Here is a 13,732-nt window from a genome sequence, read left to right as displayed (position 1 = left end):
TCTCCAGGTCGAGAATTCAAAATCGCCGGGGCCGTGCGGTGTTTGTTGTGGCACAAACGCCGCCGCGCCCGCCGGCCTCACTTCACCACCGCAAACTTTCCCATGGACTGCTGGCCGTTCGGCAGCGTGATATGATAGAAGTAGATGCCGAAGGCGATCTCCTGATCGTTGTAGGTGCGCAGATTCCACGGCTCCATCGCGGTGCCATTGTTGTGCTCGATGGTCTTCACCAATTCGCCGGCGAGGTTGTAAATGCGAATGGTGCATCGCGCCGGCAGGTGGCGAAACTGGATTTCCTTGTTGAACAACGTCGTTTCGAACACCGAGGCGACGCGATAGGGATTGGGCACGACGCGCACCCCCGCCAAATCGGCCGCACTGGCCGCCGTGCTGGCGGCCCGGGTGGTGAATTTGAAAGCATCTTCACTCTGGAAGGGATGGGTCAAATAGACCCGCGCCACGTCGCCAGTTTGCGGCGCAATGGCCTCGCCCTCGGCAGGCGCAGCCAGCGTGATTTTCCAGGTGAAGCGGTCACGGCCCGCCACCTTTTCGCGGATGGTCATCTCATCGCCACTGGTCCACATGCGCCGCATCTCCGGCGTCGAGTCGGTGCTCGCCTGGGAAAGAAAGAAATCCACTTTCACCGGTGCCGTGCGCTCATAGACATTCCAAATCTCGAAGGGCACAGGGATGGCGGGATTGGTGCCGAGCCGCAGCGAGGTGTCGCCGGCGGCGGTAAAGCGCACTTCATAATCCGCTTCATTGATGGCCTGCTGCGGCCGCACGCTGATGGTGTAGTTGGTGGCCGCAGGCTGGTCGGTGTTGCCCACGAAGAAACCGGCCAGCCGCGTGTTCAAGACATTGTCGGGATCGTTCAACACTCGCAGCCGGATGCCATTGAACACCGGAATCGTCTCCTCACCCTGCACAGCGGTGACGTTGCTGAGCACGGCTTGACCGGCTTTGTTGGTGATGGTGAAACGCAGCGCAGCGCCGGAGCCTTCAAATTTCAGCGTGTATTCCTCGGAAAGGACGCTCACCTCATCGAGCAATTCCAGCAGGAGATCGCCGGTGCCGTGGCCGCTCAAACGCTCCGGGCCGGTGAGTTGGCCGGCCTTGAAGCCCGCCACCCGCGGCAGCGGCACCACCGCCACGGTGTTGTCATTGGGAAAATTGGGATTGTTCTTGCGTGAATTCTCCAGTGGCGGCACCGGAATGCCGCTGGGATCGCTGGGGTTGACTTTGAACTCGTCACGCGAATCGTAGGCGGTCACCGCATACCAGTACTCATAGCCGTTGATGACGTTGTTGTCGACGAATTTGTGCGCCAAACCGGTGTTCGAGCCCAAATCCAGATACGGTGACAGGGGATCGATGCCGGTGATGTCGTCATTCAAGTCGAATTGCGCCAGCGGCACATACGCGACCACTGTGCCGTTGACATCGGTGATCGGTGTGCCCCAGGTGCGGCCGCGGTCATCGCTGCGATAAATACGGTAGCCCTGAAACCGGTTGTTCTTGGTGAGACGGTCACTGCTGGTTTCACTCGGTGTGGCATCCCAATAGAGTGTGACGCTGCCATCACCAGGCACGGCGCGCAGCCACGGCTCCTTCGGCGGTTCGGCCGCTTTGTAGTCGTTGTTGTACAGCACCTGTGCCAGCACGGCATTGTTGAGCACGTCCGCACGATTGGCGCCCAGGATATCCGCCAGCACAAAAGTCAGGCTTTCACCCGGCGGCAAGTCAAAGGGGCCGGAGGCAAAAACGAACGTGATGTCGGGGCCGTAGGAGTTGGGCGTCCGGGTATAATCGTCGGGATGCGGATTGACATTGTCGGGCGGTTGAATCCCGAAGCTGAGCTCGGCGTAGGCGGCGCGGTCGCTTTGCGCAGCCGAGCTGTAGTCGAACAAATACATGGTGGTCAGCCCGCGCTGCCGGCCGGTGGCCGGGTCAACCGGCGTTTCCAGCACTTTCATCGCGATCCACGGCACGTTCTTCTCGATGAAACCCTGCGCCCGATCATCGCCATCCCACACCAGAACCGTATTCCACAACAGCGGGTCATAACCGGCGGAATTGGGCGGAATGAACAGTGCGAAGTCGTCGGTCCATTCGTTGGTGCCCTGCTCGGGTGTGTCGGGGTCGCCGTGCATGCCGATGTACAGGTCCTTCAGGGTGTCCCCGCCGATGTTGGTGACGATCTGCTTCCAGATGATGAAATCTTCATTGAGGGCATCGCCCCATTGCAGACCCCACAGATCGACCCGGATGTTGAGCGGCCCCACACCGTCATTGGCACTGGCGATGTTGCCGTCCTTGGGATCATTGTCGGTCACGACAAAATAACATTCGCGGTCGGCGACGACCTTGCCGTTGAACGAGCCGGGGAAACGCAAACCGCGGCCCTCGGGATGATCCTGATCGAGCGGCTGTTCGATGTTGAAGCGGAGCTTGGTGATGCCGTCGGTGTAGGGGTTGCGCGGCCAGTTTGCCGGCCAGCTTTGCGGGAGGTCGCTCATCGCGATGCCGATGTTTTCCTCCTCGATGACTTTGCCGGCATCGTAGCCCGGCAGCGGCTGGTATTCCTCTTCATGGTCGCGCGCCGCACCGCGCGTGCCAATGGCCACGCTCAAGCCGCGCGGCGTGCGAGCCCCCACCATCGGCGCCAGCGTCCAGTAGTAGGTCAAATCACCGCCCGCCGGCCATTGGTGATTGAGGCCCCAACGATCATAGCCCAGTACCGCGCCGTTGGAAAGGCGCACCACCAGCTTGCCGACATCCAGCACGCTGCGCTTGCGATCGATGAAGGCGCCCGGCTTCGCCGGTGCGGGCAGTGGTTTCAGCCCGCGCGCGGGAGCGAGAATTTGCTCGAAAAACTCGCGCTTGGTCATGCCGGGTTCCTGCGCGTGCGCCGGCGGTTCGACAAACGGCCACAGCGCGATGAGCAGGAGTGAAAGCAAACGGTATTTTTTGAAATCCATGACACCCTCTCTTGAAACCTGGTCGAAATGCCTCCGGCAGGGAAAGTGTCCCCTTCCCCGCCGTTGCCTTCCTGCGCCTCTGTCACAATCGCGCCACCCGGCCTTCAAAATTCCACCTGCAATCCCAGTTCGACGTGGCGCGGCGGCCCGAAGAAATAGGGCCGCTCTTCGTTTTCCACGCTGATGCCGGGCACGGTGCTTTGGTAGGGACTGCCGGTGGTTTGAAACACCGAGATCACGTTGCGCTTGTTGAAAACGTTGGTGAGGTCGGAAAACAGCTCGAAGTGCAGGTTCTGCCAGGAGAACTCTTTGGAGAGGCGCAGATCCACCGTGCCGGTCCAGGGCTTGCGCGCACTGTTGCTCTCATCGAGCTGGCGGCCGCGGGCATCCACCGGGGTGTAGGGCAAACCGCTGCCGAAGCGGCCATAAATGTTCACGCCCCAGTTGCGCGGCTGGCGAATATCCAGCACAAAGCTGAGTGTATGCGGTTGATCCCAATCCATGGTGATTGCTTTCTTCGGGGGCACCTCCTGCAGCACGGATTGATTGATGTACTCGTTGTAATGGGTGTATTCGCTGGCCGAGTTGCCTTCGGCGCGCGAAAAGGTGTAGGCCAAACGGCCGGAGAAGTTGTGGCGGAAGCGTTTTTCGAGCGTCACTTCGATGCCGCGCGCGTTGGCATAATCCTCATTCACGAAGGTGAAATAATCCTGCGGCGTGGCATCCGCGAAGTAGATGGTCGAAACATAGTCAAAGATGTCCTTGTAGTAAACCGTGACATCGCCGGCGAGATCCTCGGCGATCTTGACCTTGGTGCCCAGCTCGTAAACCGTCGAACGCTCGGGTTTGAGATTGGGGTTGCCGACGATGAAATGGTCGGCGATGTTGGGCACCGCGGTGGACCAGCCAAAATTCAGGCCGCGGTAAAAGAAGTTGTAATCCGGATTTTGCGTGAACTGGCCGTAGGCAAAGTGCAGCACAGCGCGATCGGTGATGGGGTAGCCGAAGCCCAGCCGCGGGCTGAAGTGAATCTTCTTTTGGGCCCGCTCAATCACGCGCGTTTCGGTGAGATCGCGCTTGGACTCGACATAGTCACTCTTGGGGTCGAGATAATCCCAGCGCAGGCCGAGGTTGATCACCATGTCCTGGAATTCCATCTTGTCCTGCAGATAGGCGGCGATTTGCACCGGTTTGAAGCGGTAGTAGGTGGTGATGTTGTAGGTGTTGAGGCTGCTGATGATGTGATTGCGCAAATCCAGCCGTTTGAACTCGGCCCCGAATTTGAGTTGGTGATGGCGGGACACTTGCGAGGTCATATCCAGGTTGAGGGTCTGCGTCCAGGAGCGGTAGGCCTGGCTGTAGTCGTCATCGGAGAGCACCACCACGGTGTCGCCGTCGGCGGTGAAGTCGATGTAGGCACCGTAGAACTCGTAGTTGGACTGCCCGCCGAAGGCATCGCTGACCGCGCGCGGCACCACGATCTCATCGTAGGGTTTGCCCAAACCTTCCCGCCGCCACAGCCGGAAATCGCCCAGCCGCAGGGTATAAAACGTGCTGGGCGAAAGCGTATGGTTCCAGGTCAGATTGGTGAGCGCGCTTTTCACCCACGTGCGGTTGGCGTGGTTGGGCAGCATCTTGAAGGCGTGGCTGTAGTTTTTGTAGCGCTGGTCGGTGAGTGTGGTGCCGATGATCAGTTTCGTGGAGGGGGTGGGCGCAAAGGTGAGTTTGGCGTTGCCGCGATACTGAAAGTTGAAGGTGTTGTTGTTGTGATAATGCACCACTCCGGCCCGTTGCACCTGCGGCGTGGTGCCGGGCGCAGCACGTTCGCGCAACACCGGCACGCCGTTGACGACTTCAATGTAGTATTGCGGCAGGCGCACGAAGCCGTCCCCGTCGAGATAGAGAATCGCCAGCGAATCCGGCCGGCCGAACACGTGGGCATCCTCCGGCAGCACGCTTTTGGTGACGTTGAGATAGGTGTTGGTGACGTGGTGATCGAAGGAGGCGTAGAAGCGGAACTTGTCGCCGAGCATGGGCACCGGCCCGCCCAGCGAAAACTCCTGGCGGCGGGTGTGCCAGTTGTTGTGTTTGATGTCGCCGAGCTGGCCGATCATCAGCTCGTCGGTGGCGTAACGCAGCAGGCCCTCATACTTTTGCCCGCCCTCCTTGGTCACCAGATTGATCACACCGGAAAGCGCCTCGCCATATTCCGCGTTGAACGTGCCGGTGAGCACGGAGAGTTCTTCAATGCCGTTGCGCGTCACATCCGAGCCCAGCCCGCCATACAAGGCATCTTCGACATAGAAGCCGTCGATCATGTAGCCGAGCTGGCCGCCGCGGCCGCCGCGCACGTGAATGCCGCCGCCCTCCGAATCATTCACCGCTCCGCCTTCGCCCACTCCCATCACCACGAAGCCCGCGGTTTGCACCATGGCACCGGTGAAGGAATTGACTGCCGCAGCGGTAATCTCCTCGCCGCGCACAATGTTCTGCGTTGCCGTCACATCCTTCTGCAGCAACGGCCGTTCCGCCACCACCTCGATCCCCTCGCCCAGCTCCAGCACCGTCGAGCTCATGGCGAAATCGATTTCGGTGGTGAGATCGGCGTTGACGCGCACCTTGCTGACCCGTTGCTCGGCATAGCCCATCATGCGCGCCACCAGTGTGTACTGACCGGGCGGCACGTTCAGAATGTAGTAGACACCTTTGACATCACTCGCCGCGCCCAGCGTGGAGCCCTCGAGCAGGATGCTCGCGCCCGGCAGCGGCTCCCCGGTTTCCCGGTCAATAACACGGCCGGAGATTTTACCGACCGTGCCGGCAACCAGTGCCGCCGGGAACAGCAGGAGAAAGGGCAGCAGCATTTTTTTCATAATGCCCTCCAGGAAATGGTGAAATGGATGATGCTTCTCAGCGCCGCTTTTTGACGAGGCATTGTCGCAGACACGATCTGGCAAAAATTGTCAATTGCAAGGCCGGAGCAGCGTCGGCGCAAGATTGAGCCGGGTCGGAGGGAAGAGGTTCCGGCGTGCCTTTCTCACATGGCATTGGGTATCAACACGACTGCCTGCCGCCCGGTCATGATGGTTGCGGTAAAAGAATGCAACTTTGTTTTTGGCGGGCTGCACGGCGGTGCCAGGCCAGGTTGCGGGAATCTCGGAGCCGTGGAAGAGGGGGACGGGGCGAACGTCGTTTCGTGCCGAGGTTCGCCAGCCGAATGATGCCTGAAGATAAAAATCCTGCCCAGAGTGTCAAGAGCCGGATGAACGGAACATGATCAGGATTTTTTCACCCGGTCGATGTCATTGAGCAGGCGCTGTTTTGCCATTTCGACCTCGTCGGTTGACAGCCAGCCTTTCTCGACCAGTTGTTCGAGCCGTTTGATGTGGTGCCGGCACGCCTGCACAATCGTGGGCCGGGGTACGAAGGTGGTGGCATGCGCGAGCCAGTCGAGAATGTCGCGGTAACAGAGCGCGAGTTTGTTGGTTGTAAAGTCCACCCGAACGAGATCATGAATATTGGAGGGCACGTTCACACCCTCCTCGCAGAGCACCAGCAGGCGCAGCGCTTCGAGGTGGCGCATCAGGTAGCCGAGCTCGTGATAGACATTGGGCCGGGTGAAGCGCTCGCCGGTGGTGCTGGTGATGTCCATGGTGAGCAGGATGATGGCCAGCGTCGATTGCTGCAGCCGGGCATAAAGCTGGCGGGTCAGAAAGTCACCGGTGGCCGCCTCCATGATATGGATCTCCAGCAGCGGCTTCTCAATGCCGAAGCCAAAATCCTCCTCGAGATACTCGAACACTTGCCGGGCCGAACGGTTGGGCACATGACGCTGGTCTTTGCTTTTTTCCCAACTGCAGGCGATGAACAGCGATTCGGAGTTGGGCGCCGGTACCGGATCGATACAAAAGCGGTCGAAAATGCGGGTGACCACGAAGCGCCAGTGATTCAACTCCTCTTCGCTGACATGCTTGTTGCGGCGTTGCAGGCGTGCGGCCTTCTTCGAGAAGTCGATTTGGCGTGGCGGCCGGATCTGGCGCAGACTGTTGGGGACGCCGGGCTGGTAGTAGGTTGCGTCTTCGCAGTCCAGCGTGGTGTCATGATCCCAGAGATAGCGAAAGTGATCTTCCAGGCCAGCAAAGGCACTGCGATCCTCATCACTCCCCACTTGAATCAGCGGCACAACAATGGCACCGCGCTTGGCCAGACGGCTTTTCTTGGCGCTGAGATAGGCGTCACAGAAGGCGGTGTCATTCATGATCAACAGGCAAAGATCCGGGCTCATGGGCGTGAAACGCACAACGACCTTGTTCAGCGCCTGCGGCCCCCAGCCGTATTTGTCGACCCAAATCTGAATCTGCTCCAGGCCGTTGGTTTGATTGCGCACCAGCGCGGACTGCAAAAAGGTGGTTTCATTCACCTGTTCGATCAGTTTGAAATCCCGCACATAACGCGGCTCGTCGATCGCGGAACGATTGCGGGTGGATTCCGCCTGGATGCGCGAAATGGCATAGGCGGCGTAGGGATAGCAAAACAGGAACCGCATCTTCACGAAGCAACCCGCGTCGTTGAGCACATGGGCCTGCTGGAAAATTTCTTCAAGGCAATCGGCCACACTGGTGGGAACATATTCGCCGCCGGCATCCAGCAGATTGCTGGCGGCGAGACCCAGAAAATCGATGCGGCAGCAATGGGTGAAGTGCCTGCCCTCCGCCTCCACCACACGGCTCATCCGGATGGCGCGCTGGCGCAAGCCGTTGGGCCCGGAGATGCTGAGCCGTTCCCGCAGCGTGGCAAGGTATTTTTCATCGCGACGATTCTCGAACAGTTTCATCGCCCGCCCCTTTCAACAGCTTCCAGGATGCGATGTGAAACGATTGCGAATGGCAGGGAAAATTTTGCCCGCCGCAAGGTGCAAAAGCGATCCCGCGATCGCGCAGCCGAATGGCGCTGGTGCACACCCGGCATCGGCGGCGCGGAGGGCAGACCTTCGCAAGGATGTTCAGTTGCGCAGTGCGGGAGACACACCGGCCGCAGCTTCATGTGCTGTTGCCTGATTCCACAAGAATGATTTTCAGAATGTCATTCAGGCGAATCTTGTGCAATACCCGCCAGCGTGCCGGAAGCTTCACGAGACCTCGCCGCTTGACAGTGGGAAAGGACATTCTTTTCAAACTCACAGTGCCGCAGGCGCAAAGGAGGCGGCACATGAGAGCAAGAGTTCCCCTCGTCATGCAGCCGCAGGTTGCCCATGGCCTTGCGGCACGCCCGGACTACCAGGCAGGAATTACTTCGTGTCCCTGGCCTTGCGATCCAGAAACATTTGCACGAGATCGATGGGCACCGGGAAAATCGTGGTGGAATTGTGCTCGGAGGCGACTTCGGTCAGGGTTTGCAAATAGCGCAACTGCACCGAAATCGGGTTCGCGCTCATGATTTGTGCGGCCTCGGAGAGCTTGGTCGAGGCCTGCAGTTCGCCGTCGGCGTGAATGACTTTGGCGCGGCGCTCGCGCTCGGCTTCGGCCTGGCGCGCCATGGCGCGCTGCATCTCCGGCGGCAAATCGACGTGTTTGACTTCCACCATGCTGACTTTGATGCCCCAGGGGTCGGTGTGTGTGTCGATGATGTTTTGCAACTCGCTGTTGATTTTCTCGCGCTGCGCCAGCAGCTCATCCAGTTCCGCCTGCCCCAGCACACTGCGCAGCGTCGTCTGGGCGAGCTGTGAAGTGGCGAACAGGTAATCCTCCACTTCGAGCACGGCGCGATTGGGATCGATCACGCGAAAATAGAGCACGGCATTGACTTTGATGGAGACGTTGTCGCGTGTGATCACATCTTGCGGCGGAATGTCCATGGTGATGGTGCGGGTGCTGACCTTGATGAAGCGCTCAACAAACGGAATGATCAACACCAAGCCGGGGCCGCGCGCGCCGACATGTTTGCCCAGGCGGAAAACCACCAGCCGTTCGTATTCGCGCACCACCTGGATCGCCATCGCCAGCAGCATGATGCCGAACACGACCAGAAAAATCATCCAAATTGGCAGACCCATCTTTCTCCTCCTTCCGCAGCAATTATTGTTTCGCCGACTCCACTTTCTCGACTGAGAGCAGCAAGCCCTCCAGGGCAACGACCCTGACGGTGTCACCCGCGGCAATTGGTGTGGCACTCCTGGCCTTCCAAATCTCGCCATGAACTTTCACGCGACCAAGCGGGGCAATCGGTGTGAGGGCTTCGCCGATTTCGCCGATCATGCCCTCGGCGCCAGTGACGGTCGGCCGGCGCTGTGACCGCACCACCATGCCCACGGCAAACACGAAAAAGGCAGCGGTGGCGAGCGTCGCCGCCAGAATCACCTGCAACGACAGCCTGGCAACCGGTTCGAAGTCCGTGGCGGGTTGCTTGAACAGCATCAGGGAGCCCAGAAACATTGCCACAATCCCGCCGATGGTGAGCACCCCGTAGCTCGTCACTTTCACCTCGATGATGAACAGCAGCACGCCGAACAAAATCAACAACACGCCGGCCCAATTCACCGGCAGGGTTTGCATCGCGTACAATCCGAGAATCAGAAAAATGCCGCCCAGCACACCCGGCAAAACCGCACCGGGATTGGAGAGTTCGAAAAACAGGCCGTAGATGCCGAGCAGCATGAGGATGTAAGCGATGTTGGGATCGGAGATGCGATCGAGCAGTTTGTGGCGCCAGTTCATTTCCTGCACCACAATTTGGGCGCCGGCGGTGTGCAGCGTGTCGGCGCGATTGACCAGCTCCACTTTGCGGCCGTCGAGGAGGGTCAGCAGGCTGTCCAGGCTGGGCGCGATGAGATCGATGACATTGAGTGCGAGTGCCTCCTTCGCGGTGATCGACACGCTTTTGCGGATGGCTTCCTCCGCCCATTGCGCGTTGCGGCCGCGCTTCTCCGCCACCGCCTTGATTTGCGCCACGGCATCGTTGGTCACCTTCTCCATCATGGCGTTGGCAGAATCCGCCCTGCCGCCTTCGCCCCCCAGGTTGACAGGATGCGCGGCGCCAATGTTGCTGGTGGGGGCCATCGCCGCGACATGCGCGGCATAGGCAAGGAATACGCCCGCCGAGGCCGCACGCGCGCCGGTGGGTGAGACGTAAACCACCACCGGCACCTCACTGGCCAGCATGGCTTTGGTGATGATGCGGGTCGATTCCATCAAACCGCCGGGCGTGTCCAATTCGACAATCAGGCATTCGCGTTCCGCCTTGACCGCGGCGGCGATGGCATCGACAATGTATTCCGCCGCCAGGGGATTGATCGCGCCGTTGAGGCGAATCACGGCCACGGTCGTCCGTGCTTCTTCGGCGCCGGCGGCCAGCCCGCGAACGACAGCGGCGAGCACCACGACAGCCGCGCCAACGCAGAGCGGGAATGTGCGACGCAGTTTCATCTCATCGTTTCCTGAGCAAATGCAGCAACAGCGTGAGCACCAGGCTCAGCACCAGCGAGGTCACAAGCGGAAAGTAGAAGGTGAAATTACCCCTGCGAATGAGGATGTCACCCGGCAATCTGCCCAGCCACGACAGCGATTTGGCATGGGTCAGCACCAAACCGGCTGCAACGAGCAGCACACCGAGTATGAGCAACAGACGTCCGAGTTCCTGCATAGGCCGATGGGGATCGAAAAAATTTTTCGCGCCTTCAGACTCTCAAAAGAGGCGGTGTCCTTGCGGTTGCAAGCACATGCATGCGGCAAACGCAACGGACCATGAGATTTTGTGCTTGACTTTTGTGACGATTCTCTTAGATTAGCCGCTGGCTTTTGAAAGCAAAGACGAATGTGTTGCGCGTTTGAAAATCCCTGCGTTCCGCAGTGTGGGTAACAATCAAAGAGCCAACACCTTCAAATTGGGAACTCAGCTCTCTCTCGTGGATTACATGCCTCATCCCGTTGCGGCGGGATCCAGGGGACGTGAGAAACGAGAAGGCGGCACCCACCGTGTGCAACACGGTTCTTTGAAGGCCCATATCTCGGAAGCAGGGATTTCTATTTGGTACCCTCCTGCAAAAGTTTGATGCCCTCCTCCTGCGATTTGGCCACCGGAATCAACGTTTCGAGTTTCATCCGGCTGAAAATTTCCGCCATCACCGGCAGCAGATTGCAGATCACCAGGGCCCGGTTTTGGCGCTGCAGTTGATCATGCACGGCGATCAGCACGCCCAGGCCGGCGCTGTTCATGACGCTGACTTTGCCGAGGTCGAGCAGCACCGCACCGCGGGTATTGGCGATCACAGCCTGCAAGTCCGCGCGAAAGGCTTCCACCACTTGCAGATATATCCGCCGCGGCAGCGCCTCGATCACAGTGATCTCCCCCTGCTGGCGCACAACAATCGTCGAAAAAGTTGACATATTACTCCGCCTCGATCAGCGTGAGACCCGTCACGCCCGGGCTGCTGCCGGGGCGGGCGCTCAGCGATCCGCATTTTGAGCGTCCACTTCGAACTTGTTGCACGAGTCGTCGAGTTTGATCCTTTGCCGGTGCCGGGCACAGCGATAAAGGAGCCTTGTGCTGCCTGCCGGCGCGAGAAAAGTCTGGCGGTATCGGCAGTTTTGGCTCGGCGGCGACGGCTCCTGAAATTTGATCCGCGCCGGCGTGGGCGCCGCACTCCGGCTCTGCTCCCGCTCATGGTGGATGGCCGGGAGGTGACGGATCATGTTGTTAATCTTACCGAACGCCCCACGCTGCTGCCCGAACAAAAGTGTGAAAAATTAGCAGCAGATAGGGTGACCGGCGCGTTCCGGGGTAATGCAGCTTATCGAATTGTGCTTTCCCGGCGGCCCGCTGCCGGAGCTTCATGCCTGACCGCCGAGCTGGCGGTCAAGCGAACGGTATTGAATCGCTTCACTCACGTATTCCGGCAAAATCGCTTCGCTGCCATCGAGATCGGCAATGGTGCGCGATACTTTCAAAATGCGGTCATAGGCGCGTGCGGAAAGTCCGAGCTTGGTGATCGCGGTCTTCAGCAGCGCCTCCCCTCTGGCGTCCACGCGGCAGAAGGTGCGAATGTCCCGGGATTCCATCCGCGCGTTGCAGTACAGGTGGGGGCGTGAGCGAAAGCGGTGCAACTGCCGCTGGCGCGCCGCTTCCACGCGTGCGCGGATGCTCGCGGAATTTTCCCCGGTGGCCTCGCCCGCCAGCTCGGCGAACTTCACGGCCGGCACCTCGATGTGAATATCAATGCGGTCCAGCAACGGGCCGGATACTTTGGCGAGATACTTTTGCACCTGCAACGGAGTACAGGAGCAGGCATGGCTCGCGTCTGTGGCATAGCCGCACGGACAAGGGTTCATTGCGGCGATCAGCATGAACTGCGCCGGATAGGTGAGCGAGAGTGAGGCCCGTGAGATGGTCACGCGGCCGTCTTCCACCGGCTGGCGCAACACCTCCAGGACGTTGCGCTCGAATTCCGGCAGCTCATCCAAAAACAACACACCGTTGTGCGCGATGCTGACTTCCCCCGGCCGCGGTACATGGCCGCCACCAATCAAGCCGGCATAACTCGCAGTATGATGCGGCGCGCGAAACGGGCGGGTGGCCACCAATGCGGCATCCGCCGGCAGGATGCCCGCCACCGAATGAATCTTGGTGGTCTCCAGGGCCTCGGCCAGCGTCATATCCGGCAGGATGGTCGGGAAGCGTTTTGCCAGCATCGTCTTGCCCGAGCCGGGCGGCCCGATCATGATGAGATTGTGACCACCGGCCGCCGCGACCTCCATCGCGCGCTTGACATGCTCCTGCCCGCGGACGTCGCTCAAATCCACGGCGTATTTGCGATGGGTGGAAAAAACCTCCTCGACATTCAGTCCGCAACGCGGCAACTCGGCTTTGCCATCGAGAAAAGCCACCACCTCGGCCAGCGAGCCGGCAGCGCGCACGTCGAGGGCATTGACCAGTGCGGCTTCCCGGGAATTTTGCACGGGCACAATCAGCCCGCGTTTGCCCTGTTGCTGCACGGCCAGGGCGATGGGCAGAACACCGCGAACAGGCTGCAGGGCACCGTCCAGCGAAAGCTCACCGAGAATCACATAGTCTTCCAACCGGGCCGCACTGATCACACCGGCAGCGCTGAGAATGCCAACGGCCATGGGCAGGTCAAAGGCGGAGCCTTCTTTTCTCACATCGGCGGGGGCGAGATTGATGGTAATGCGCTTCTGCGGAAAGGGGAAACCGGAATTCTTCACCGCTGCGACGATCCGCTCCTTTGATTCCCGCACCGCGCCGTCCGGCAAGCCGACGGTTGCAATGGCCGGCAACTGACCTTCGAGATGGGTCTCCACCGTCACCACGTAGGCATCGATGCCGAGCACTGCAGCACTCAAAACTTTCGAGAGCATGCCACCCCCTCATCAATGAACGTTGCCGTCGCCCCCTATATACAAAATCGTGCTTCCTTTGTCAATTGCTTTCACGGCTTGCCGGCAAGGCCGCACTCCCGGAGGAATGTAGCACAGTCTTCCTGACCGATGCCGCCAGCTTTTTCGACGCGATGAAATCCAAAGACAAAAGTATCCCCTCGGTGAACCGCATCTTTCCTCTTGGTGAATCGCTGCGTATCTTTGCGCAAAATTCACCAGGAGGAGTCCCATGTGGTCTCGCAGACGGCGGGTGCGTCCCGCGGCGCGTCTTGCCCTCATCAAAAAGTATCTCGCCAGCGGTCTGACTCAGAAGCAATTCTGCCAGCGGGAAAAACTGGCTTACCCCACGTTTCTCACCTGGCT

The 13,732-nt window shown here is 59.8% G+C and carries 8 protein-coding genes; all 8 read right to left on the bottom strand.

Features of this window, described 5'->3' with window-relative positions; genetic code table 11:
• Nucleotides 1-77: 77 nt before the first annotated feature.
• Nucleotides 78-2,981 (bottom strand): T9SS type A sorting domain-containing protein, encoded by a 2,904-nt coding sequence (locus ONB52_20830; protein ID MDZ7418578.1) that lies wholly within the window; start codon nt 2,979-2,981, stop codon nt 78-80.
• Between the two features lie 104 nt (nt 2,982-3,085).
• On the bottom strand, nt 3,086-5,854 hold the full coding sequence (locus tag ONB52_20825; protein MDZ7418577.1) for a TonB-dependent receptor: 2,769 nt from the start codon (nt 5,852-5,854) through the stop codon (nt 3,086-3,088).
• Nucleotides 5,855-6,258: 404 nt separating this feature from the next.
• Complete coding sequence (locus ONB52_20820) at nt 6,259-7,815, bottom strand: nucleotide-binding protein (GenBank protein MDZ7418576.1); 1,557 nt, start codon at nt 7,813-7,815, stop codon at nt 6,259-6,261.
• Between the two features lie 453 nt (nt 7,816-8,268).
• Nucleotides 8,269-9,033, bottom strand: coding sequence for a slipin family protein (locus ONB52_20815; protein MDZ7418575.1), 765 nt, complete (start codon nt 9,031-9,033; stop codon nt 8,269-8,271).
• 22 nt (nt 9,034-9,055) lie between these two features.
• On the bottom strand, nt 9,056-10,402 hold the full coding sequence (locus ONB52_20810; GenBank protein ID MDZ7418574.1) for a nodulation protein NfeD: 1,347 nt from the start codon (nt 10,400-10,402) through the stop codon (nt 9,056-9,058).
• A 1-nt stretch (nt 10,403) separates the two neighbouring features.
• Nucleotides 10,404-10,619: a DUF2905 domain-containing protein gene (locus ONB52_20805; protein MDZ7418573.1), complete on the bottom strand. Its 216-nt coding sequence runs from the start codon at nt 10,617-10,619 to the stop codon at nt 10,404-10,406.
• Between the two features lie 380 nt (nt 10,620-10,999).
• On the bottom strand, nt 11,000-11,362 hold the full coding sequence (locus tag ONB52_20800) for an STAS domain-containing protein (GenBank protein ID MDZ7418572.1): 363 nt from the start codon (nt 11,360-11,362) through the stop codon (nt 11,000-11,002).
• Nucleotides 11,363-11,806: 444 nt separating this feature from the next.
• Complete coding sequence (locus tag ONB52_20795) at nt 11,807-13,348, bottom strand: YifB family Mg chelatase-like AAA ATPase (GenBank protein ID MDZ7418571.1); 1,542 nt, start codon at nt 13,346-13,348, stop codon at nt 11,807-11,809.
• Nucleotides 13,349-13,732: the final 384 nt, after the last annotated feature.

It is taken from the genome of candidate division KSB1 bacterium, assembly GCA_034506255.1.
Classification (GTDB): Bacteria; Zhuqueibacterota; Zhuqueibacteria; order Zhuqueibacterales; family Zhuqueibacteraceae; genus Coneutiohabitans; species Coneutiohabitans thermophilus.
This window is presented reverse-complemented; position numbering and strand designations above follow the sequence as displayed.

What these genes read in the sequence shown, in the direction of transcription:
- ONB52_20830 (MDZ7418578.1), bottom strand. Translation starts at nt 2,981, where the DNA reads ATGGATTTCAAAAAATACCGTTTGCTTTCACTCCTGCTCATCGCGCTG.
- ONB52_20825 (MDZ7418577.1), bottom strand. Translation starts at nt 5,854, where the DNA reads ATGAAAAAAATGCTGCTGCCCTTTCTCCTGCTGTTCCCGGCGGCACTG.
- ONB52_20820 (MDZ7418576.1), bottom strand. Translation starts at nt 7,815, where the DNA reads ATGAAACTGTTCGAGAATCGTCGCGATGAAAAATACCTTGCCACGCTG.
- ONB52_20815 (MDZ7418575.1), bottom strand. Translation starts at nt 9,033, where the DNA reads ATGGGTCTGCCAATTTGGATGATTTTTCTGGTCGTGTTCGGCATCATG.
- ONB52_20810 (MDZ7418574.1), bottom strand. Translation starts at nt 10,402, where the DNA reads ATGAAACTGCGTCGCACATTCCCGCTCTGCGTTGGCGCGGCTGTCGTG.
- ONB52_20805 (MDZ7418573.1), bottom strand. Translation starts at nt 10,619, where the DNA reads ATGCAGGAACTCGGACGTCTGTTGCTCATACTCGGTGTGCTGCTCGTT.
- ONB52_20800 (MDZ7418572.1), bottom strand. Translation starts at nt 11,362, where the DNA reads ATGTCAACTTTTTCGACGATTGTTGTGCGCCAGCAGGGGGAGATCACT.
- ONB52_20795 (MDZ7418571.1), bottom strand. Translation starts at nt 13,348, where the DNA reads ATGCTCTCGAAAGTTTTGAGTGCTGCAGTGCTCGGCATCGATGCCTAC.